This window comes from Nocardioides sp., from assembly GCF_030150155.1.
In the GTDB taxonomy this organism is placed as follows: Bacteria; Actinomycetota; Actinomycetes; order Propionibacteriales; family Nocardioidaceae; genus Nocardioides.
Genome location: NZ_JASLGR010000017.1, coordinates 18,467 through 36,616, shown reverse-complemented (window position 1 = coordinate 36,616; position 18,150 = coordinate 18,467). Strand labels below are relative to the sequence as shown.

At 70.1% G+C, this 18,150-nt stretch carries 20 protein-coding genes and 3 tRNA genes; 9 read left to right on the top strand and 14 right to left on the bottom strand.

The window, feature by feature from the left end; all coding sequences use genetic code 11:
* Positions 1-9: 9 nt before the first annotated feature.
* Positions 10-1,614 carry a glycoside hydrolase family 13 protein gene (locus Q1V88_RS04250; protein WP_300678327.1) on the bottom strand — a complete coding sequence of 535 codons (1,605 nt, stop codon included), beginning with the start codon at positions 1,612-1,614 and terminating at the stop codon, positions 10-12.
* A 93-nt stretch (positions 1,615-1,707) separates the two neighbouring features.
* On the opposite strand from Q1V88_RS04250, the gene Q1V88_RS04245 reads away from it, so the two are divergent.
* The gene (locus Q1V88_RS04245) at positions 1,708-2,394 is read left to right on the top strand and encodes a metal-dependent transcriptional regulator (RefSeq protein ID WP_300678325.1); all 687 of its coding nucleotides are present in this window, start codon (positions 1,708-1,710) and stop codon (positions 2,392-2,394) included.
* A 124-nt stretch (positions 2,395-2,518) separates the two neighbouring features.
* Positions 2,519-2,863 (top strand): hypothetical protein, encoded by a 345-nt coding sequence (locus Q1V88_RS04240; RefSeq protein ID WP_300678323.1) that lies wholly within the window; start codon positions 2,519-2,521, stop codon positions 2,861-2,863.
* On the opposite strand, the gene Q1V88_RS04235 is transcribed toward Q1V88_RS04240, so the two are convergent.
* The 3 genes from Q1V88_RS04235 to Q1V88_RS04225 all read right to left on the bottom strand — a co-directional run bounded on the left by Q1V88_RS04235 (position 2,854) and on the right by Q1V88_RS04225 (position 4,857).
* Positions 2,854-3,714: a Sir2 family NAD-dependent protein deacetylase gene (locus Q1V88_RS04235; protein WP_300678321.1), complete on the bottom strand. Its 861-nt coding sequence runs from the start codon at positions 3,712-3,714 to the stop codon at positions 2,854-2,856. The two genes, Q1V88_RS04240 and Q1V88_RS04235, sit on opposite strands and share 10 nt — an antisense overlap.
* The gene (locus Q1V88_RS04230; RefSeq protein ID WP_300678318.1) at positions 3,711-3,980 is read right to left on the bottom strand and encodes a DUF2277 domain-containing protein; all 270 of its coding nucleotides are present in this window, start codon (positions 3,978-3,980) and stop codon (positions 3,711-3,713) included. Before Q1V88_RS04230 ends, Q1V88_RS04235 begins: the two co-directional genes overlap by 4 nt.
* Positions 3,981-4,230: 250 nt before the next feature.
* Positions 4,231-4,857, bottom strand: coding sequence for a TetR family transcriptional regulator (locus Q1V88_RS04225; protein WP_300678314.1), 627 nt, complete (start codon positions 4,855-4,857; stop codon positions 4,231-4,233).
* A gap of 127 nt (positions 4,858-4,984) precedes the next feature.
* Between Q1V88_RS04225 and Q1V88_RS04220 the strand changes: the two genes are divergently transcribed.
* Genes Q1V88_RS04220 through Q1V88_RS04205 form a run of 4 tightly spaced genes read left to right on the top strand, consistent with a single transcriptional unit; the run spans position 4,985 to position 8,302 of the window.
* Positions 4,985-6,118: an iron-sulfur cluster-binding domain-containing protein gene (locus Q1V88_RS04220; protein ID WP_300678310.1), complete on the top strand. Its 1,134-nt coding sequence runs from the start codon at positions 4,985-4,987 to the stop codon at positions 6,116-6,118.
* Between the two features lie 20 nt (positions 6,119-6,138).
* Complete coding sequence (locus Q1V88_RS04215) at positions 6,139-7,317, top strand: acyl-CoA desaturase (RefSeq protein WP_300678307.1); 1,179 nt, start codon at positions 6,139-6,141, stop codon at positions 7,315-7,317.
* A 24-nt stretch (positions 7,318-7,341) separates the two neighbouring features.
* Positions 7,342-7,608: a hypothetical protein gene (locus tag Q1V88_RS04210; RefSeq protein WP_300678304.1), complete on the top strand. Its 267-nt coding sequence runs from the start codon at positions 7,342-7,344 to the stop codon at positions 7,606-7,608.
* A gap of 4 nt (positions 7,609-7,612) precedes the next feature.
* Positions 7,613-8,302, top strand: coding sequence for a histidine kinase (locus tag Q1V88_RS04205; protein WP_300678301.1), 690 nt, complete (start codon positions 7,613-7,615; stop codon positions 8,300-8,302).
* 3 nt (positions 8,303-8,305) lie between these two features.
* Here Q1V88_RS04205 and Q1V88_RS04200 read toward each other — a convergent pair whose 3' ends face one another.
* Both Q1V88_RS04200 and Q1V88_RS04195 read right to left on the bottom strand, forming a co-directional pair.
* Positions 8,306-9,133 carry a FliA/WhiG family RNA polymerase sigma factor gene (locus Q1V88_RS04200; protein ID WP_300678299.1) on the bottom strand — a complete coding sequence of 276 codons (828 nt, stop codon included), beginning with the start codon at positions 9,131-9,133 and terminating at the stop codon, positions 8,306-8,308.
* Positions 9,134-9,343: 210 nt separating this feature from the next.
* Positions 9,344-9,417, bottom strand: a tRNA-Phe gene (locus Q1V88_RS04195).
* A gap of 153 nt (positions 9,418-9,570) precedes the next feature.
* Between Q1V88_RS04195 and Q1V88_RS04190 the strand changes: the two genes are divergently transcribed.
* Positions 9,571-9,646, top strand: a tRNA-Glu gene (locus Q1V88_RS04190).
* Between the two features lie 93 nt (positions 9,647-9,739).
* Here Q1V88_RS04190 and Q1V88_RS04185 read toward each other — a convergent pair.
* The 4 genes from Q1V88_RS04185 to Q1V88_RS04170 form a co-directional block, all read right to left on the bottom strand.
* Positions 9,740-10,651, bottom strand: a complete 912-nt coding sequence (locus Q1V88_RS04185) for an Abi family protein (protein WP_300678296.1) — start codon at positions 10,649-10,651, stop codon at positions 9,740-9,742.
* Between the two features lie 317 nt (positions 10,652-10,968).
* Complete coding sequence (locus tag Q1V88_RS04180; RefSeq protein WP_300678293.1) at positions 10,969-11,811, bottom strand: alpha/beta hydrolase; 843 nt, start codon at positions 11,809-11,811, stop codon at positions 10,969-10,971.
* Entirely contained in the window at positions 11,811-12,752 is a 942-nt protein-coding gene (locus tag Q1V88_RS04175) for a VOC family protein (protein ID WP_300678290.1), read from the bottom strand. Before Q1V88_RS04175 ends, Q1V88_RS04180 begins: the two co-directional genes overlap by 1 nt.
* A 64-nt stretch (positions 12,753-12,816) precedes the next feature.
* Complete coding sequence (locus tag Q1V88_RS04170; RefSeq protein WP_300678288.1) at positions 12,817-14,370, bottom strand: bifunctional 3-(3-hydroxy-phenyl)propionate/3-hydroxycinnamic acid hydroxylase; 1,554 nt, start codon at positions 14,368-14,370, stop codon at positions 12,817-12,819.
* Between the two features lie 170 nt (positions 14,371-14,540).
* Here Q1V88_RS04170 and Q1V88_RS04165 point away from each other — a divergent pair, with 170 nt between their 5' ends.
* Together Q1V88_RS04165 and Q1V88_RS04160 are read left to right on the top strand one after the other, a co-directional pair.
* Positions 14,541-15,179 (top strand): TetR/AcrR family transcriptional regulator, encoded by a 639-nt coding sequence (locus tag Q1V88_RS04165; protein WP_300678285.1) that lies wholly within the window; start codon positions 14,541-14,543, stop codon positions 15,177-15,179.
* Positions 15,180-15,317: 138 nt separating this feature from the next.
* Positions 15,318-15,391: transfer RNA gene (locus Q1V88_RS04160), tRNA-Asp, on the top strand.
* Positions 15,392-15,491: 100 nt separating this feature from the next.
* Here the strand turns inward: Q1V88_RS04160 and Q1V88_RS04155 are convergent.
* From Q1V88_RS04155 to Q1V88_RS04140, 4 genes are all read right to left on the bottom strand, one after another.
* A complete protein-coding gene (locus tag Q1V88_RS04155) occupies positions 15,492-15,953 on the bottom strand; it encodes an SRPBCC family protein (protein WP_300678282.1) in 462 nt (153 codons plus the stop codon).
* 67 nt (positions 15,954-16,020) lie between these two features.
* A complete protein-coding gene (locus Q1V88_RS04150) occupies positions 16,021-16,767 on the bottom strand; it encodes an anti-sigma factor (protein WP_300678281.1) in 747 nt (248 codons plus the stop codon).
* Positions 16,767-17,387 (bottom strand): ECF RNA polymerase sigma factor SigK, encoded by a 621-nt coding sequence (gene sigK, locus Q1V88_RS04145; protein WP_300678278.1) that lies wholly within the window; start codon positions 17,385-17,387, stop codon positions 16,767-16,769. The genes Q1V88_RS04150 and sigK overlap by 1 nt, the downstream gene beginning before the upstream one ends.
* 29 nt (positions 17,388-17,416) lie before the next feature.
* Positions 17,417-18,067 carry a fasciclin domain-containing protein gene (locus Q1V88_RS04140; RefSeq protein ID WP_300678276.1) on the bottom strand — a complete coding sequence of 217 codons (651 nt, stop codon included), beginning with the start codon at positions 18,065-18,067 and terminating at the stop codon, positions 17,417-17,419.
* Between the last annotated feature and the right edge of the window lie 83 nt (positions 18,068-18,150).

The following is an 18,150-nucleotide window of genomic DNA, read 5'->3' as shown; positions in this document are numbered from 1 at the left end:
ATCAACCGATCAGCTGATCCGAAGCCACACTGTTGCATCGGGCGGCAGGACACCCTCCTGTACGTCGCCCAGTGGCTGACTCGCGAGGAGGATGTCCCCCTGAGGAAGGGGGATGTCCTCCTCGCTTGCGTTCATCACCGTGAGGACGTCACCGCGGCGGACCTGCACCACGCCGTCGGCGGCGGACACGACCTCGACGTCGTTGCCGCTGAGCTGGCGTCGCGCGGCCAGGGCGCTGCGGTAGAACTCCAGCGTCGATCCCTCGATGCCGGTCTGGGCCTCCACCGAGAGCTCCTCCCAGCCGTCGGGCTGCGGTAGCCACGGCGTCGATCCGTCAGGACCGAAGCCGTACGGCGCCTTCTCGCCCGACCACGGGATCGGGACGCGACAGCCGTCCCGGCTGGGGCCGTCGGTGCGCGGGTCCTGGCGCAGGGCGACCGGCACGTCGACCTCCTCCAGGCCGAGCTCCTCGCCCTGGTAGAGATACGCCGAGCCCGGCAGGCCCAGCATCAGCAGGGTGGCCGCACGCGCCCGGGCGACACCGCGCGGGCCGCCGCCGTACCGGCTGGCGTGCCGCGGCTGGTCGTGGTTGTCGAGCACCCAGGTCGGCGGGGAGCCGATCTCGGCGAGCTCGAGCATGGTGTTGGTGATCACCTCGCGGAACTGCTCGGCCGACCACTGTGCCCACTGCAGCGCGAAGTTGAACGTCTGCGGGAACTCGTCGGGGCGCACGTAGCGTGCCATCCCCGCCATCGTCAGCGGCATCGCCTCGGCGACCATCATCCGCTCGCCGTCGTACTCGTCGAGGATCGTGCGCCAGCGCCGGTAGACGCCGTGCACCTCGGGCTGGTCCCACATCGGGGCCCAGGTGATGCCACGCTCGATCAGGCGGGCGGGCTCGGTCTCCAGCGGGCCGCCGTCGGGCATCACCTGGTCGGGCATGCCCTCGGCCTTGAACAGACCGTGCGCCACGTCGACCCGGAAGCCGTCGACGCCCCGGTCGAGCCAGAACCGCAGCACGTCGTCGAACATCGCGACGACCTCGGGGTTGTGCCAGTTGAGGTCGGGCTGGGAGGCGTCGAAGAGGCGGAAGTACCACTCCTCGACGCCGGCCGGCGAGGTGACCTTGCTCCACGCCGGGCCGCCGAAGACGGAGAGCCAGTTGTTCGGTGGGGTGTCCGGCGCGGCCGGGTCGACCGGGCGGAAGAGGTAGCGAGCCCGCTCCGGGGAGCCCGGCTCGGAGGCGACCGCAGCCTGGAACCAGGCGTGGTCCCAGGAGGTGTGGTTGGGCACCAGGTCGACGATCACGCGCAGGCCGTGCTCGCGGGCGCTGGCCAGCAGCGCGTCGATGTCGGCCAGGGTGCCGAAGAGCGGGTCGACGTCGCAGTAGTCCGAGACGTCGTAGCCCGCGTCGTGCTGCGGAGACTTGAAGAACGGCGAGAGCCACAGGGCGTCGGCGCCCAGCCCGGCGATGTGCTCCAGATGGGCGGTGATGCCCGGGAGATCGCCGATGCCGTCACCGTCGGTGTCGGCGAAGCTGCGGGGGTAGACCTGGTAGACGACGGCGTTGCGCCACCAGGGCTGGGCGGTGGGCTGGGTGTTGGACTCACGCACGCGCTCACCCTAGTAGGGCCCCGAAGGGCGTCGTTCGTCCACAAGGGCTCCGCGAGGCCCATGCCTGGGCCGAAAGACCTCTAGACTGTTCTGGTGAGCGACCTGATCGACACCACCGAGATGTATCTGCGGACCATCTATGAGCTCGTGGAGGAGGGCATCGTGCCCCTCCGCGCCCGGATCGCCGAGCGCCTCCACCAGTCCGGTCCGACCGTGTCTCAGACGGTGGCGCGGATGGAGCGCGACGGCCTGCTGACCGTCGAGGGCGACCGCCACCTCCAGCTCACCGACGAGGGCAACCGGCTCGCCGTGCGGGTGATGCGCAAGCACCGCCTCGCCGAGCGGCTCCTGACCGACGTGATCGGTCTGGACTGGGAGCTCGTCCACGAGGAGGCGTGCCGGTGGGAGCACGTGATGAGCGAGACCGTCGAGAAGCGGCTGCTCGAGCTGCTCGGAAGCCCCACGGAGTCGCCGTACGGCAACCCGATCCCGGGTCTGGATGAGCTCGGCGCGGAGAACTCCACCGAGGACTTCATGGACGGTGTCGAGCCGCTGTCCAAGGCCGCCGTCCAGGGCTCCGGCACCGTGCTGGTGCGCCGCATCTCCGAGGAGATGCAGAAGGACGAGGTCCTGATGAGCGCGCTGCGTCGCGTCGGCGCCGTGCCCGACACCACCGTCACGATCGCGCCCACCGAGGAGGGCGTCCTGGTCGGGGCCGGCGGCGAGACCGCGGAGATCATGCCCGAGGCGGCCGACCACATCTTCGTCAAGCGTCTGTGACCGACCCGGTGTGACCCCAGGGGGGACCCCTGGTCCCACCGAGTCGCCGAAATCGGGACAAGAGTCCCGTCAAGTCCAGCCATCAGGCGGATACGCTGGCGTCCATCGGGAAGCGAGGGGGCCGATGGAGTTTCTCCACCTCGACCGCTCGTTGGTCGAGCTGCATGAAGGACCGGTCACGGTGCGCCACGGCGACACCGGGTTCGACCATGTCCTCATCGACGGGCAGCACCTCGTCATCGGCGACCGTGACGGTGAGTTCCACGACGGTCTGGTGATGTGGGTCGAGGACCGCGAGGACGAGCCCGAGGGGCCGATCTACCACGTGCTGGCCGGCGTACGGCTGCCGATGGACGCCGCCGCGCAACGGCTCGCCGACGTCGACATGCTGCCGGAGAACCGGGCCATGCATCAGCTGCTCGACCTGCTCGGCGCCCTCGCCGAGGAGGAGCGCAAGCCTCAGGGGTGACGCCGCGCCGCGAGGTCGGTGAGGAAGGCGCTGGTGCCCGCCTCGACCTTGATCGTGGCGAGCTCGTCGCCGCGGGTCGCGCCACGGTTGACGATCACCAGCGGTACGCCGATCTTGGCGGCCCTCCGGGCGAAGCGGAGCCCGCTCATCACGGTCAGGCTGGAGCCCGCGACCAGCAGTGCCCCGCCGGTGCCGGCCAGGGCATCCACGGCGGCGAAGCACCGGGCTACCAGGGCCTTGTCGGCGGACTCCCCGAAGAAGACCACGTGCGGCTTGAGGTCGCCGCCGCAGTCAGGGCACGGCGGCACCACGAAGTCGGAGGTCTCCTCCAGGGCGACGTCGCCGTCGGGGAGCTGCTCGATGTGGCGATGGCGCTCGGTCCAGCCCGGGTTCAGTGCGTCGAGCCAGTCCTGCACCTCCGCACGTGCGCGGATCCTGCCGCAGCCCAGGCAGATCACCTCCGAGACCCGGCCGTGCAGTGCCACGACGCGAGGCGAGCCGGCCTGCTCGTGCAGCCCGTCGACGTTCTGGGTGATCAGCAGCTCCGGGTCGATCTCGACCAGGGCGCGATGTCCCGCGTTCGGGTGGGCGACACCGATCCGCTGCCAGCCCAGGTGGCTCCGCGCCCAGTAGCGCTGCCGGTTCGCGGGGCTCGCGCGGAACTCGTCGTACGTCATCGGGGTGCGGGGCACCGACCCCGGCCCGCGGTAGTCCGGGATCCCCGAGTCGGTGGACAGCCCCGCCCCGGTGAGCACCACCAGCGGCCGCTCCCGCTCGGCGAGGAGCGTGAGGGCGGCGTCGTACGTCGTGGGGGTGGTGGTCGGCGGGGTGCTGGTGGTGTGCGGGCTCATCGGGCGAAGCGGGCGGCCGAGCGGGCGCGGGCCTTGGCCGCCTCCTCGTCACGGTTCTTCGCCGGTGCCGTGGTCACCAGGGCGTCGAGGAGGTGGCCGGTGGTGTGGGCGATCTCGGCCACGGCCCGGTCGAACGCCTCCTGGTTGACCGCCGAGGGCTTCGTGGTGCCGGCCACCTTGCGGACGAACTGCAGCGCCGCGGCCTGGACCTCGTCACTGGTAGCCGGAGGCTCGAAGTTGTTCAACGGACGGATGTTGCGGCACATGCTCCCAATCTACGTCGCCGAATTCCGGGTTCACCACCGCCGAGATCCGGGTTCGCCACGCGCGAGATCCGGCTTAGCCACGGTAGAGATCCGGATTACTCACGGCTCTGCCGTGGCGGTGTGGTGAACCCGGAAGTGGGCGGTGGTGAACCCGGATCTGGGTGGTGGTGAACCCGGATCTGGGTGGTGGTGAACCCGGATGTGGACGGTGGTGAACCCGGAAGTGGGTGGTGGTGAACCCGGAAGTCGGCTAGGGGGTGGGCTTCCAGTGCATCGCCCCGACCACGATCATCCGCAGCTGGGTGCGGGCGGTGGCGATCAGGGCGCTCTCCTGGTCGGGGCGGGCACCGATCAGCTCCTCGGTGGTGGTGACCATCGTGGTGACGATCAGTCCGGACAGGGCGCGCAGCTCGGAGGTGGGCCAGGCGTCGAGGGCGGGCAGCCGGGCGAGGTCGGTGGCGAGCTCGTGCTCGCACAGGTCGATCTCGTGCCGGATCGCCTCGCGGACCGGCCCGACCGGGCCGTTGCGCTCGCGGGCGATGAAGGCGAAGTGGGCCTGGTGGCGGTGGACGTGATCGGCCAGTACGGCGACCGACGTGTCGGCCAGCGTGAGCGGGGTCGCCAGGGACGGCAGGTCACGGGCCTCACGCAGCATCGCGCGCAGTGAGACGAAGGACTCGTCGACCAGGGTCAGGCCGAGGTCCTCGACGGTGGGGAAGTGCCGGTAGAACGCCGTCGGCACGATCCCGACCTGCTTGGCGATCTGGCGCAGCGAGACGGTGGCGAGCTGGGAGTCCCGGGTGAGGTCGAGGACGGCGTCGAGGATCGCCCGGCGGGTGCGCTCCTTCGCCTCGGCTCGCGACACAGTCTCACTCACACCTTCCACCTTAGTGCACGCGTGTGCACTGTTACCTGAATCACCCTTGACGCGTGGCGAGCCCCAAGGCAGGGTTTTCAGTGAACGGTTGTTTACTGAAATTCCACCACAACCCCAAGGAGCGACGATGACCTCGATGTCGTCCCCGGCCGCCACGCTGGCTGGCCGCCTCCTGCGCTCGCGCGCCGTCGCAGCGCTCACCACCCCGCACTCGATCGACCACTACCTGACCCAGGTGCACCCGCTCTGGGTCGCCCACGAGGTCCGTGCCCGGATCGTCGACCGCCACGTCGAGGTCGACCCCGACGCCGCGCCCGGCGCAGCCCCGGTCGTCACCCTCACCCTCCAGCCGACCGCGACCTGGGGCGGCCACCGCCCCGGCCAGCACGTCAGCGTCGGCGTGGAGCTTCCCGGAGCCCGGCGTACGACGCGGGTCTTCACGCTCTCCAGTCACTCCTCGCGTCCGGGGGAGCGGATCACGCTCACCATCCGGGCCCGCGACGAGGCCGACCACCCCGGTCGTAGCGTGTCGCAGTTCCTCACCAGTCCCGCCGCCCTCGGCGCGATCGTGCACCTGTCCCAGGCCGAGGGCGACTTCGTCCTGCCCGACCGGGTGCCCGAGCACGTCGTCCTGATCTCGGGCGGCTCCGGCATCACGCCGGTGATGGCGATGCTGCGCTCGCTCCAGCTGCGTACCCATCGCGGCCGGATCGACTTCCTGCACTTCGCGCACACGCCGGAGCAGCAGATCTTCGCCGATGAGCTCGAGCTCGCCGCCCACTCGGGCAACGGCCTCAACCTGCACCGCTTCTACCCCGGCCAGGGCGACCCGTATCTCTCCCCGGCACTCCTGGAGCGCCTCGTCCCCGGCTACGCCGACGTCCCGACCTGGGTCTGCGGTCCGTCCGGCCTGATCGAGGCCACCCGAGCGGCGTACAGCGACCAGGCGATCGCTGCTGGCACCCTGCGGGTCGAGTACTTCGTCCCGCCCCGTGCCACCGGTGCCGGTGGCGGCACGCTCACCTTCGAGCGCAGCGGCACCGCGGTCGCCAACGACGGCGCCGCCCTCCTCGACCAGGCCGAGGCGGCTGGGCTCCGGCCGCCGTCGGGGTGCCGGATGGGGATCTGCTTCTCCTGCGTAGCGACCAAGCGCAGCGGCACCGTCCGCAACGTGCTCACCGGCGAGGTCTCCTCGCTGCCCGATGACGAGATCCGCATCTGCGTCAGCGCCGCCGACGGCGACTGCACGCTCGATCTGTGACGAACCCCCAGGAGTCCCCGATGTTCCTCAGCACCCTCCGCGGCCGCCGCACCCCGGCCGACGCCGCCACCACCATCCCCACAACCGCCGAGCGTCCCACCCTCACCCGCGACCAGCTCGACGCCCTTGGGGCCGAGCTCGACGCCATCCGTGCCCGTGTCATCGCCGACCTCGGGGAGCCCGACGCGGCGTACCTGCGCAAGGTCGTCAAGGCCCAGCGTGCCCTCGAGGTCGCCGGCCGGGCGATGTTCTACGTGCCTCCGGCCTGGCCGCTCGCGGTCGCGGCTCTGAGCGTGTCCAAGATCCTGGACAACATGGAGATCGGCCACAACGTGATGCACGGCCAGTACGACTGGCTCGGCGACCCGCAGTTCAACTCCCGGATGTTCGACTGGGACACGATGGCGCCCGGCGACAACTGGAAGCACGGCCACAACTACCTGCACCACACCTTCACCAACATCCTGGGCAAGGACCGTGACATCGGCTACGGCATCCTGCGGATGGACGAGGAGCAGGAGTGGCGGCCGTACTACCTCGGCAATCTGCTGTACGCCGCCGGCCTGATGGTCTTCTTCGAGTGGGGCGTCGCCCTGCACGACCTCGAGGTCGACGAGCTGCTCGCGGGTCGCCGTACGTGGGCGCAGAACAAGGAGATCGCCCACCGGATCGTGCTCAAGATGCGCCGCCAGATCCTCAAGGACTACCTGCTCTTCCCGGCGCTGACCGGGCCGCTGTTCGTGCCCACCCTGATCGGCAACGGATGCGCGAACATCGTGCGCAACATCTGGGCGTTCAACATCATCTTCTGCGGCCACTTCCCGACCGGGGTGGCGACCTTCTCGATGGAGGAGTGCGAGGACGAGAACGGCGAGGAGTCCCGCGGGCACTGGTACTACCGGCAGGTGCTGGGCTCGGCCAACATCACCGGCGGCCCGCTCTTCCACATCATGAGCGGCAACCTGTCCCACCAGATCGAGCACCACCTCTTCCCCGACCTGCCGGCGCGGCGCTACCCGGAGATCGCGGGCGAGATCCAGGAGATCTGCGAGCGCTACGGCCTGCCGTACAACACCGGATCGTTGACCCGGCAGCTCGGCAGCGTCTTCGGGAAGATCGCCCGGCTCGCCCTGCCGACCCGTGGTCGGCGTACGGCTGAGAGTTCCTTGTCCGTGAGCCGGGACACCCTGGCGGCCTGAGTGAACCTGAGGGAGACTGGCTCCGTGCCGACCCCCCGACTCAGCCGCGCCGAGATCCGCAAGGACACCGTGCAGGGTGCCGTGACCGCTGTGGCGGACACGGTCGGCGAGGTCGCCACGATCATCACCTCGGCGGTCAAGGATGTCGTCGGGTCGGTCGGTGGCCTTGCCACGGAGCTCTTCGAGCTGCGTGACTCCGCCCGACGTGCGGAGGCTGACGGCCGGGACCTCGGGTCCCAGGAGAGCGCCCCGACGGACGGCGGAGACTGGGCCCAGGGTCCCCTAGACTGAGCCAGTGGCACGGCATCGGCGCGATGTGAGCGGGGCCGACCAGGCCGATACGGGGGAGTTCCTCGTACCCTCGCCGCGCGACGGCGAGCAGGTCGATCGTCTGATCGCAGCCGACCGGGCGCGGATCGCCCGCGACCTGCACGACCTCGTCATCCAGCGGCTCTTCGCGACCGGCCTCCAGCTCCGTGCGGCGCAGAGCGGTGACAGCACGCAGATGGCGACCGCGCTCGCCGACGGCGTGCACCAGCTCGACCTGACCATCCGGGACCTGCGGGCCACGATCTTCGAGCTCGGTCGCGGCTCCGGGCCACGACTGACCGACGAGGTGCGTGCGCTGTCGGAGGAGTACGCCGTCGTGCTCGGTCTGGTCCCGATGCTGCGGTTCAACGGCGAGGTCGACGGCGCTCTGACCGGGGCGACGCGCGACCAGGTGCTGCTGACGCTGCGCGAGGCGCTGTCCAACGTCGCGCGGCATGCGCGGGCCTCGGCGGTCTCGATCGAGCTCCAGGCCTCCCCGGCCTGGTTCATGCTCCGGGTCAGCGACAACGGCGCCGGACCCGGGCACGACCCCGGCCCCGGGTCGGGGCTGAGGAACGCCCAGGTGCGGGCCGAACGGCTCGGCGGCGTGATGCGCACCGGTGCGGTCGAGCCGCACGGCTTCTGCCTGGTCTGGATGGTCCCGACCGGGGACTGAGGGTCAGCTCGCCGACGCGGTCCGTGGTAGCGACCGGTGCTGCTCGGCGTGGATCCGGGCGGCGACGGCTGCCACGTAGGCGGCCCGGCGACGCTCGGCGATGCCCGCCGGGCGCGGCGCCGGCACGACGTGGTCGCTCATCACGCGCTGCATCGCGCTCTGCAGCAGCACCAGCGCCTCCGAGCGCATCTGGGAGATCCGGGAGTCGGTGACGTCGAGCTCGGCGGCGATCTCCGACATCGGCCGGGCGGCCAGGAAGTAGCCCTCCACCACCGCCCGCAGCCGCTCGGGCAGCTCGGCGATCGCGTGCCGCAGGAAGCTCAGCTGCTCGGAGCGCTCGGCGGCCTGCTCGGGAGTGATCTCACGGCTGGGCAGCAGGTCCTCGATCGAGGTGAACGCCGAGCCCTGGAGGGAGAGCAGGTGGGCGCGGTTGATGTCGTCGTCGTTGCTCGCCACGTCCTCGACGTTGATCCCGAGGACGGCGGCGACCTCGGCCGGCGTCGGGATCCGGCCGAAGCGCAACGACAGCTCCGCGCGGGTGGTCTCGATCTCTCGGGCCGTACGCCGCACCCGGCGCGAGGCCCAGTCGGTGGAGCGCAGCTCATCGAGGATCGCGCCCCGGATCCGGCGTGCTGCATAGCGATCGAACGGGACGCCGCGGGTGGCGTCGTACGACGTCGAGGCCTGCACCAGGGCCATCATGCCGGCCGAGGTCAGGTCGTCGCGGTCGACGTGGGAGGGGACCCGGGCCAGGGTCTCGCGGACGAGGTGGCCCACCAGGGGAAGGTGCTCGGTGATGTCGATCGCCGAGGCTGCGTCGTTGCGGGACATGGGAGGGACTCTGCTCCCCGCTCAGCGGGCGAACCAGTACCTAGGACGGGTTCAGGACTGTCGCTGTCGAGGTCAGGACCTTGGTCCATCGCGTGGGGGTAAAGGGCTAGTCCCTGGTGGGCCCGGATGGCCCGTCGGGGCAGGATCGGGTGGGACCGTGCCCGGGAATGCGAAACGCCCCCGCAGGATCTGCGGGGGCGTTCAGGCCTGTGGCCAGGGGCGGGGTCGAACCGCCGACCTACCGATTTTCAGTCGGTCGCTCGTACCAACTGAGCTACCTGGCCGGGCGAGGCGAAACACTACCGGACACCGGAACCGGGGTGCGAATCGGCGTCGGCCGCCAGGGCCGGGCCCAGCCCCGCGTCGCCTTTTGGTATCGGATCGGCTCCACCGCATAGACTCTCACCGCTTCTGCGGTTCGCGCTGACAGAAGTGCCGCCCCCTTCGTCTAGCGGCCCAGGACCCCGCCCTTTCACGGCGGTAGCGCCGGTTCGAATCCGGTAGGGGGTACCACTGCGACAGACGACACTGGCCCGGAGTGGGCCGGTACGGCGCCCACTGCGGTCAAGCCGGGGGCCGGAGGCACTGCTCGCCGATGTTCGGAGCTCAGGGCACCCACAGCCGACTGGCGCTCTGCCAAGTGCTGTCGGCGCCGATATGTGTCAGCGGTACCGCGGTGACCTGGGGGAAGGTCGTCACGACCGCCGGGAGGAGTCTCATGCGCCCCAGGGAGAGCTGGTCGAGCAGGAACTGGATGAGCGTCAGCTGGCCGAAGGTCCGGCCCCACGCGGTCGTGGCACCGTCGAGGTGGGGATAGGTGCCGGCTCGAGGGAGCCGGGGCGTGATGGTGTGAACACGGTTGAACAATCGACCGTGGTGGGCGCACGCGTTCCGGACCAGGTTGAGTGACTTCAGCCAGCTGGTCAGCTGGGGCCCGGTGAGGCCGCACGCGCTCGCGACCCGGTCCTGCACGTCGCGGGGAGAGAGTCCGTAGAGGTGCGTCAGGCCTCCCCAGTCCAACAGCTCCACCGCAGCCCAGACCGGAAGGCGCCCGCCGTACCTCTGGCGATGATGCGCGACGAAGTCCTCGCGGGACCGGTTGAGCTCGCGCTCGTACTTCGTGAGCCAGGTGGCGTACGCGGAGCCACGGCGTGCGGTCGGCCCCAGCAGCTCCGGGGTGAGGTGGGCGCACGGGTCGATCTTGCCGAGCTCGTGGCCGAGTAGCGCGCGAAGAGTGAGTTCGATGGGGGAGAGGACGGAGAAGGTTGCGGCTCGGAGCCGAACGTCGAACTCGTAGAGGGCGACGACGTCCTTGAGATGGGTGCCGGCATAGAAATGGTCCCCGCGGGTGCCATCGGTGAGCTGTCGGAACGGATACCAGTAGCCGCTCAGCCGGTAGTAGTTGATCCGTCGAAGCACGCTGATGGCTTGGTCGCGGTCGCCGACGTTCATCCCGCGCTCGGTGAGGAGGGCGACTTGCTCGCTGTAGGTGCGATACGCCTTCACGTCGTCAGACACGACGGGCGCCATCAAAAATGAAGACCGGCCCTGGACCTACAGAAGTAGGCGGAACCGGTCGTGATGCAGCAAAGATACCACGGCGGGTCTCGTCGGTGTCCACGTCGTCAGCTCCTTTGCCGGCTCCGCTGGAGGGGCTGTGCCGTCCCGCGACGTCGATGCGCGCCTGCGCGGACGAATCTCCGGGAGTGTAGCGAGCGAATCGGCAGAGCATGATCGCTTTCCTCCCCGGTCGCCACCGCGACAGACGCCGCTGGCCCGGAGCGGGGCCGGTACGGCGCCCACTCCGGGCCAGTCGGATCGTGCCCGTGTGAGGGTCAGTGGTGTCGGACGAAGTCGATCACCAGGCGGTTGAACTCGTCGGCGTGCTCAAGCTGGGCCCAGTGGCCGCAGCGGTTGATCAGGTGAGCCCGCGAGTCGGGGATGTTCGCCGCCATGAACAGCGAGGACTCGAAGGAGACGACGCGGTCGTCGCGGCCGTGGATGAGCAGGGCCGGCACGGAGATCTCGCCCAGGCGCGACAGGTCGGCCCAGATCGGGATCGGGGCCTTGATCCCCATCTTGGCGATGTTGGCGAGGTGCTCGGGGCGCTTGAGGGCGGCCTCGGAGCGCTGCTGGAGGAGCTCGGGGGAGGAGAAGCGGGCCTGGTCGAAGACCATGATGTCCACCAGGCGCTTCATCGCCTCGACTGAGGCGTCGGAGTAGCCGGCGTACATGATCTTGATGCCCTCGGAGGGGCCACCGGCACCGAAGAGGAACGGCTTGAGCTGGATCGGTGCCCCCATCGTGATCAGGTGCGAGACCCGCTCGGGGCGCTCGATCGCCATCCGCAGCGAGGTGTGGCCGCCCATCGAGTTTCCGACGAAGGCGGCCTTCTCGATGCCCAGGGCGTCGAGCAGCTCGCAGACCGCGTCGATCGGGTTGTAGGTGGCGAAGTCGACGGCGTCGGAGTCACCCCAGCCCGGCAGGTCGGGGGCGATCACGCGGAACCCGGCGGCGGCGATCGCCTCGATGTTGGGGGAGTAGTTGGAGAAGCCGGTCGCGCCGGGGCCGCCACCATGGACGAGGACGATCGGGTGACCCTCGCCGAGCTCGTTGTAGTGGATCTTCCAGTGCGGGGTCTGGACGTAGCGGGAGACGTCGGCCTGGGTGAGCGTCATCAGAGTTCTCCTCCGGGGATCTGGTTGGTGAAGGGGGCTTGGCCGAGCAGGGCGTGCACGACCTCGGGCGGGCGGTGACCCCAGCTGTTGAGCTGGTCGAGGGTCGTGACCTCCCAGGTGGCGTCGTCGATGAGCAGGCCGCCCCAGCCGTACTCGACGGAGAAGCCCGACGGCGTACGGACGTAGAAGCTGAACATGTGGTCGTTCGGGTGCATCCCGAGCGTCATCTCGAACGGCTGCTGGGCGTCCATGCAGCGGTCGTAGGCCAGGCCGACGTCGCGGATGTCGGTGACCTCGACCATGAAGTGGTGGGTCCTCTTGGTGTGCGGCATGTCGCCCAGCGCCACGGTGTGGTGGCGCGGGTTGCAGTGCAGGAAGATCAGGTCGGCGAAGATCCCGGGGGCGACCTCCTCGATGATGATGTCGCTGATCTTGAAGCCGAGCAGGCCCTGATAGAACGCCATGTACTCCTCGCGGGAGACGCCCTTGCTCAGCAGCACCTGGTGGCCGGCCCCACCGCTGCCGGTGACGAACTCGCCCAGCAGCGTCTCGCTGCGGAACGGGGTCTCGGCATCGGCCAGGCCGGTGACCAGCTCGATCTCGTTGCCGATCGGGTCGGTGACGAGTGCGATCCGCTCCACCCGACGGGCCCGAGCCAGGTCGGCGTCGCCCTCGGTGACGGTGACGCCGGCCGCGGTCAGCGACGCGATCAGGGCGGTGAGCGCCGCGTCGGACTCGACCTCGTAGCCGGTGCGGACCAGGTCGTCGGCCGGGCCCTGGGTGATCACCCAGCGGTGGGCCTTCTCGTCGGTGCGCAGGGTGAGCCCGTCGGCGGTGCGCTCGCCCAGCTGCATGCCGAGCAGCGTGACGCCGAAGTGCTCCCAGGCGGCGAGGTCGGAGACCTCGTAGACGACGTAGGCCAGTTCCTTGACTCCAGTCATGGTTGCTTCCTCTCTCGGTGGTTCTTGTGGTTCTCGGTGGTTCGTGGTGATGGGGCCGGGGTGCTCAGAAGGTCGGGACGGCCAGGCCGGACACGTCGGCGGCCGCGACGAAGCGGTCGGGGCGCACGGCGACCACGCGAGCGCCGTACCGCTCGAACCAGGGGCCGAGGGTGTCCTCGAGGTCGACCAGATCGGTGTCGGCACTGGTGTGGGAGGAGCGCGGCCGGACGGCGACGTACGTCGTCCCGAGCGCGTCCCACCCGGCCTGCTCGTCGGCGGTGAGCACGGTCCGGGGATCGACGTCGTGGCCGAGCAGCACGAAGCCGTCGGGGAGCAGGTCGTCGAGCCGGTCGCGGTGGCCCAGCGCGTCGGAGGCGGTCGGCTGGGGCAGGTAGCGGCCCACGATGCTGGCGTCGCCGGGCTCGCCGCGCAGCCAGCCGGCGGCCAGGGTCGGCGGGGCGTTCAGCGGCGGCTCCCACGGCGTGACCAGGCCCTCGGGGACGGTGTTCATCGCCTCGACCTCGGCGGGGGAGGCCTCCTGCTTGATCACGCGGCCGAGTGCGACGGCGAGCCCCGTGTAGAGCTCGGCCGAGGGGCGCCGCTCGGCCTCGTAGGTGTCGAGCCAGGCCGGGTCGAGGTCGCCGCGCAGCACGCCGGCGATCTTCCAGCCCAGGTTGTAGGCGTCGCGGATCCCGGTCTGCATCCCGGCCCCGGCCCACGGCGGCATCAGGTGGGCGGCGTCCCCGGCGAGGAAGACGCGGCCACTGCGGAAGGTCTCGGCCATCCGGACGTGGTGCCGGTAGAACGCGTGCTGGTGGATCTCGACGTCGTCCTCGGTCACGCCCAGGGCGCTCAGCAGCGGCCAGACCTGGGCGCTGGTGGCGAAGTCGGCCTCGGTCTCGCCGGGCTTGAGTGGGATCTCCCAGCGGTGGTTGCCGGCCGAGAGCGCGATGTCGACGACCGGCCGCTCGGCGTCGGTCCAGAAGGTGAGGAAGTCGCGGTCGGGCCACCAGCGCTTGACCCGGCAGTCGATCACGATCCAGAGGGTGTCGACGGTGTCGCCGTCCATCGCGATGTCGAGCTGCTTGCGGCTCGGGCTGGAGCCGCCGTCGGCGGCGATCACGTAGCGCACCCGGGTGCTGGTCTCGGCGCCGGTGGCGGTGTCGCGCGAGGTCACGGTGACCCCGTCGGCGTCCTGCGCCAGGGCGACGACCTCGGCGCCGTAGCGCACCTGGAGGCCGTCGAGCTCCTCGCCGCAGCGGCGCAGCTCGGCCTCCATCAGAGGCTGGTAGATGTTGTAGAAGCGCGGCTTGGTGTTGCGCGTGCCGAGGGTGCTAGGCGGGTGCTCGACGCGCATCACCTCGTGGCCGGCGTACGTCATCCAGCGCAGCGCCCGCTGGGGCTCGATCACTGCCTCGATCCGGTCGTCGATGCCGAGGTCCTGGAAGATCCGCATCGTCCAGTCGTTGACCGTCACGGCGCGAGCACGCGCGTAGATGTCGTGGTCGCGCTCGAACGCGATCACGCTGGCGCCCTTCGTCGCGAGCGTGAGCGCCCCGGCGACCCCGGTGGGGCCGTAGCCGATGACGGCGACATCGGCGTCGTAGTGCTGCGTCATGGAGTTCCTCCGCACTTTCCTCAAGTTATTGACCGAACGTTCAGTTTCTGAGTGAGCACGATCACATGGCCACGTCGATTGGTCAAGCCCCACGGGGCGAGTCGGGCGCGGCGGCCTCGCGGGCCGAGGTGGACCGGGGTGGACCGGGGCGGGCCGTACACTCCGGTCCTGTGGAGAAGGCGCGCAGTGCTGGGAATCGTCGGGGTCAGCGGTCGCGGCAGGAGATCCTCGACGCCGCGCTGCGGCTGATGGCCGAGCGTGGCTACGCCGGCACGTCCGTCGCGGTGCTGAGCGAGGTCGCCGGGATGCCGAAGTCGCTGATCTACCACCACTTCCACTCCAAGGGCGGCCTGCTCTCGGCGGTGATGGAGCACGGCGCGCACGAGTTCTTCGCTGGGATGCGCCGCGCCCATGCCGATCCGCCGGTCGACGGCACCCACCTCGAACGGCTGCGCTGGTACCTCGGGCGGACCGCCGAGGTCTTCGCCCAGAGCCCCGACTTCCTCCGTCTGCACCTGCTGATGCTGATGAGCAGCGAGTCTGCCGACGTCGAGATCGGCCCCGTCATCGCGCAGGTCCGCGACGACGGACGGGCCTACATGATCGAGCAGATCGCCGGCGCGTACGCCGATCTCGGCCCCGAGCGGGCCACGGCCCTGGCCACCCGGCTGGGCTACTTCGCGATCGCCGGCTTCGACGGCGCCTTCGTCGCGTCCCAGGGTGACGCCGCGCGCGACATCGTGGCCCAGATGCGGGACCTGGCCGAGGCGATCGACGCCTGGGCCGAGCGCCTGATCCCGCAGCTCTGAGCGCCGTCCGGGGTCCCGAACGGACGGCTCCGGGCAGCCGTCGGACGGGGGTGTGGCCCCCGATTGGTGTTTCTGGAAACCGGTCTTATAGAGTTCCACTCGTTGCAGACAACGGCAACGAAAAACTGAAGAAACACTGGCCCCGTAGCGCAGTTGGTTAGCGCGCCGCCCTGTCACGGCGGAGGCCGCGGGTTCGAGTCCCGTCGGGGTCGCAGAAGCGAGAAGCCTCTGATCTGTAGAGATACGGATCAGAGGCTTTCGCCGTCTCAGGACACCGTACGCCGCCCAGGGCCCGCCCTGGGCGGCGTACCGTCACACGCGACCGCGCTCGGCGATCTCCTTGGCCCGCTCCAGGGTCGCCCGCATGCCGCGCTGGTTGGCCCGGGAGCGGTGCCAGCCCGCGAGCAGCCAGTAGGCCCGGGTGAGCCCGCGCGGTGCGAGCCGGAACGACTCCGTGATCCGGGTGCCGCCGTCGGCCGGTTCGAGTCCGTAGTGCCAGGTGTTGATCGGTGCCGAGCCGGCGTAGACGGAGAAGGCGAACTCCTCACCCGGCACGCAGGCGGTCACGGTGCAGGGCGTCCAGTAGACCGGGCCGATCCCGTTGCGGCGTACGTGCCCACGGAACCGCGCCCCGACCGCGGGGCCGCTCGCCCCGTGGGTCCACTCGGCCTCGAACGTCTCCGGGCTGAGCTCGCCGATCCGGGTGACGTCGCTGACGATCTCCCAGACCTCGGCCGGTGGGGCGTCGATCCACGTCGTGACGGAGCCGTGCATGGGTCCTCCTTTTCGAGCTGCGCCCCGCCGCATAGTGAGGCGCGGATGACGGGCGAACGATCGGCGTTCACCCGGTGGTGAAGCCGAAGAGCATCACCGGCTTCGTCGTCGGCGCGGGCGAGCCTCCGGTGGGCTCGACCGTCACCCCGGCGGCGGTCGCGGTGGCGGCCGAGCCCTTCAGTACGACCCGGGCAGTGTGGTCGTCGGGCAGGACGGCGGCGGGCACCATCGCCCCGGCGTCGTTCTGCAGCCAGACCTCGTAGACCTTGCCCTTGCCTGGATCGGGCAGACCGGTGGCAACCACTGCCGCACTGTCCAGCGAGATGGAGCGGTACACGGTCATCGCGCCACCGTTGGGCAGCGTCTGCACCAGCCGCTGCGCATCAGCAGCGGCGATGATCCGGTCGACCTGATCGGTCGACTGGCCCGTCCACGGATGCCATGCAGTCAGTACGGCGATCACTGCGACCGCTGCCACCAGCAGGCCCGAACCCCAACGCCGGGCCCGGCCCCAGCGCCGCTGGGTGCTGAGAGGGCGGACCGGTGCCACGTCCTCGGCCGCGAGGGCCCGGTGACTCGGTGGCGGGGGGAGGGGACGGGTCGACGCGATCGCGTCCAGGACGCCGGCCCGCAGCGAGGCCGGCGGTTCGATCGGCTCGAGCTCGCTCAGCATCGCGGCGGCGGCCCGCAGGCTCGCCACCTCGTCGGTGCAGCTGGCGCAGCCGGTCAGGTGCTCCTCGAAGGCAGCCCGCTCCTGCGGGTCGAGAGCGTCGACGGCGTAGGCGCCGGAGAGCAGGTGAAGGTCGTCGGCCATCATGCGCCTCCCACCCCCAGCGTGTCGCGAAGTCTGATCAGGCCGTCGCGGATCCGCGTCTTGGCCGTGCCAAGCGGCAGACCCAGCAGGTCGGCGATCTCAGTGTGCGTGTAGCCGCGCAGGTAAGCCAGTTCGAGGGCTTCGCGCTGCACAGGCGTCAGGGTGCCCAGAGCACGGCGGACCCGGTGTGCCTCCAGCGAGGCATGCGCCGACTCGGCGGTGACGTCGTGACTCACTGTCTGGTTCCTTTCGTGATAGGCCAGGTCTCGCCTGGTCGAGGCTTCGCTGGAGCGGACACGGTCCACGGCGCGACGGTGGACGATGGTGAGGATCCAGGACAGCGCGGATCCTCGCGCGGCGTCGTACCGGGCCGAGGTCTTCCAGATCTCCAGGTAGGCCTCCTGGACGACCTCCTCGGCCTGAGAACGATCCCGAAGCACCTGCACGGCCAGGCCGAAGGCGCGGGCCGAGGTCAGGTCGTAGAGCGAGGCGAACGCCGCCTCGTCGCCCCGAGCCGACCGACGAAGAAGCTCGGTGGGGTCGAGTGAACCGGGCGGCGCCGTGCCCGGGGGTTCGCCGGGCGAGGGTGATCCCCCGGGCACAGCGTCGTGGTGATCCATGGACTGCTCCGTTTCGGCGACTGTCGCGATCAGCTGCCAGCGGGCATCAGGACCGTGTCGATGACATACACAGTGGCATTGGCGGTGGCGATGTTGCCACAGATCACCGCGGCGCCGTCGACACTCATGGCGCTGGTGTCACCCGTGACCTTCACCGTGTCAGCGTTGAGGGTCTGGTGCGAGCCCACCACCTGGGCCGGGTCGAGCCTCTCGCCGATGACGTGGTGGGTGAGGATCTTGGTCAGCAGGGCCTTGTCGGCCAGGACCTTGGCCAGGGTCGCCTTCGGCAGCTTCGCGAAGGCGTCGTTGGTCGGGGCGAAGACGGTCAGAGCCTTGGCGCCGTTGAGGGTGTCGACCAGTCCAGCCTTCGTGACGGCCGTGACCAGCGTGCTCAGGAGCGGGTTGTTGCTCGCGGCGGTGGCGACCGGGTCCTTCACCATGCCGTCGAAGGAGCCCGCGCCGCTGGTCGGGATCGCGGAACAGCCGGGGCCGAAGGTCTGGCCGGCGGCGCCGGTGGTGGTGGCCGAGGGCGACATCGTGTCGCTGGGGGAGGTCGACATCGGTGTTTCGGTAGCGGCGGGTGCCGAGCTGTCCGAGCTGCTCCCACAACCGGCCAGGCCGGCGATGAGTGCGGTGGCGGCTGCAGCGGTGCCCATGGTGCGGAAGATCATCGTGTTCATCAGGAAACCTCTGTCTCGATGGTGTTCGTTCGATGGAGCTGGCAAGTAGTGGCGGCCGCCGTTACTGGGCATTCGGTGCCGCC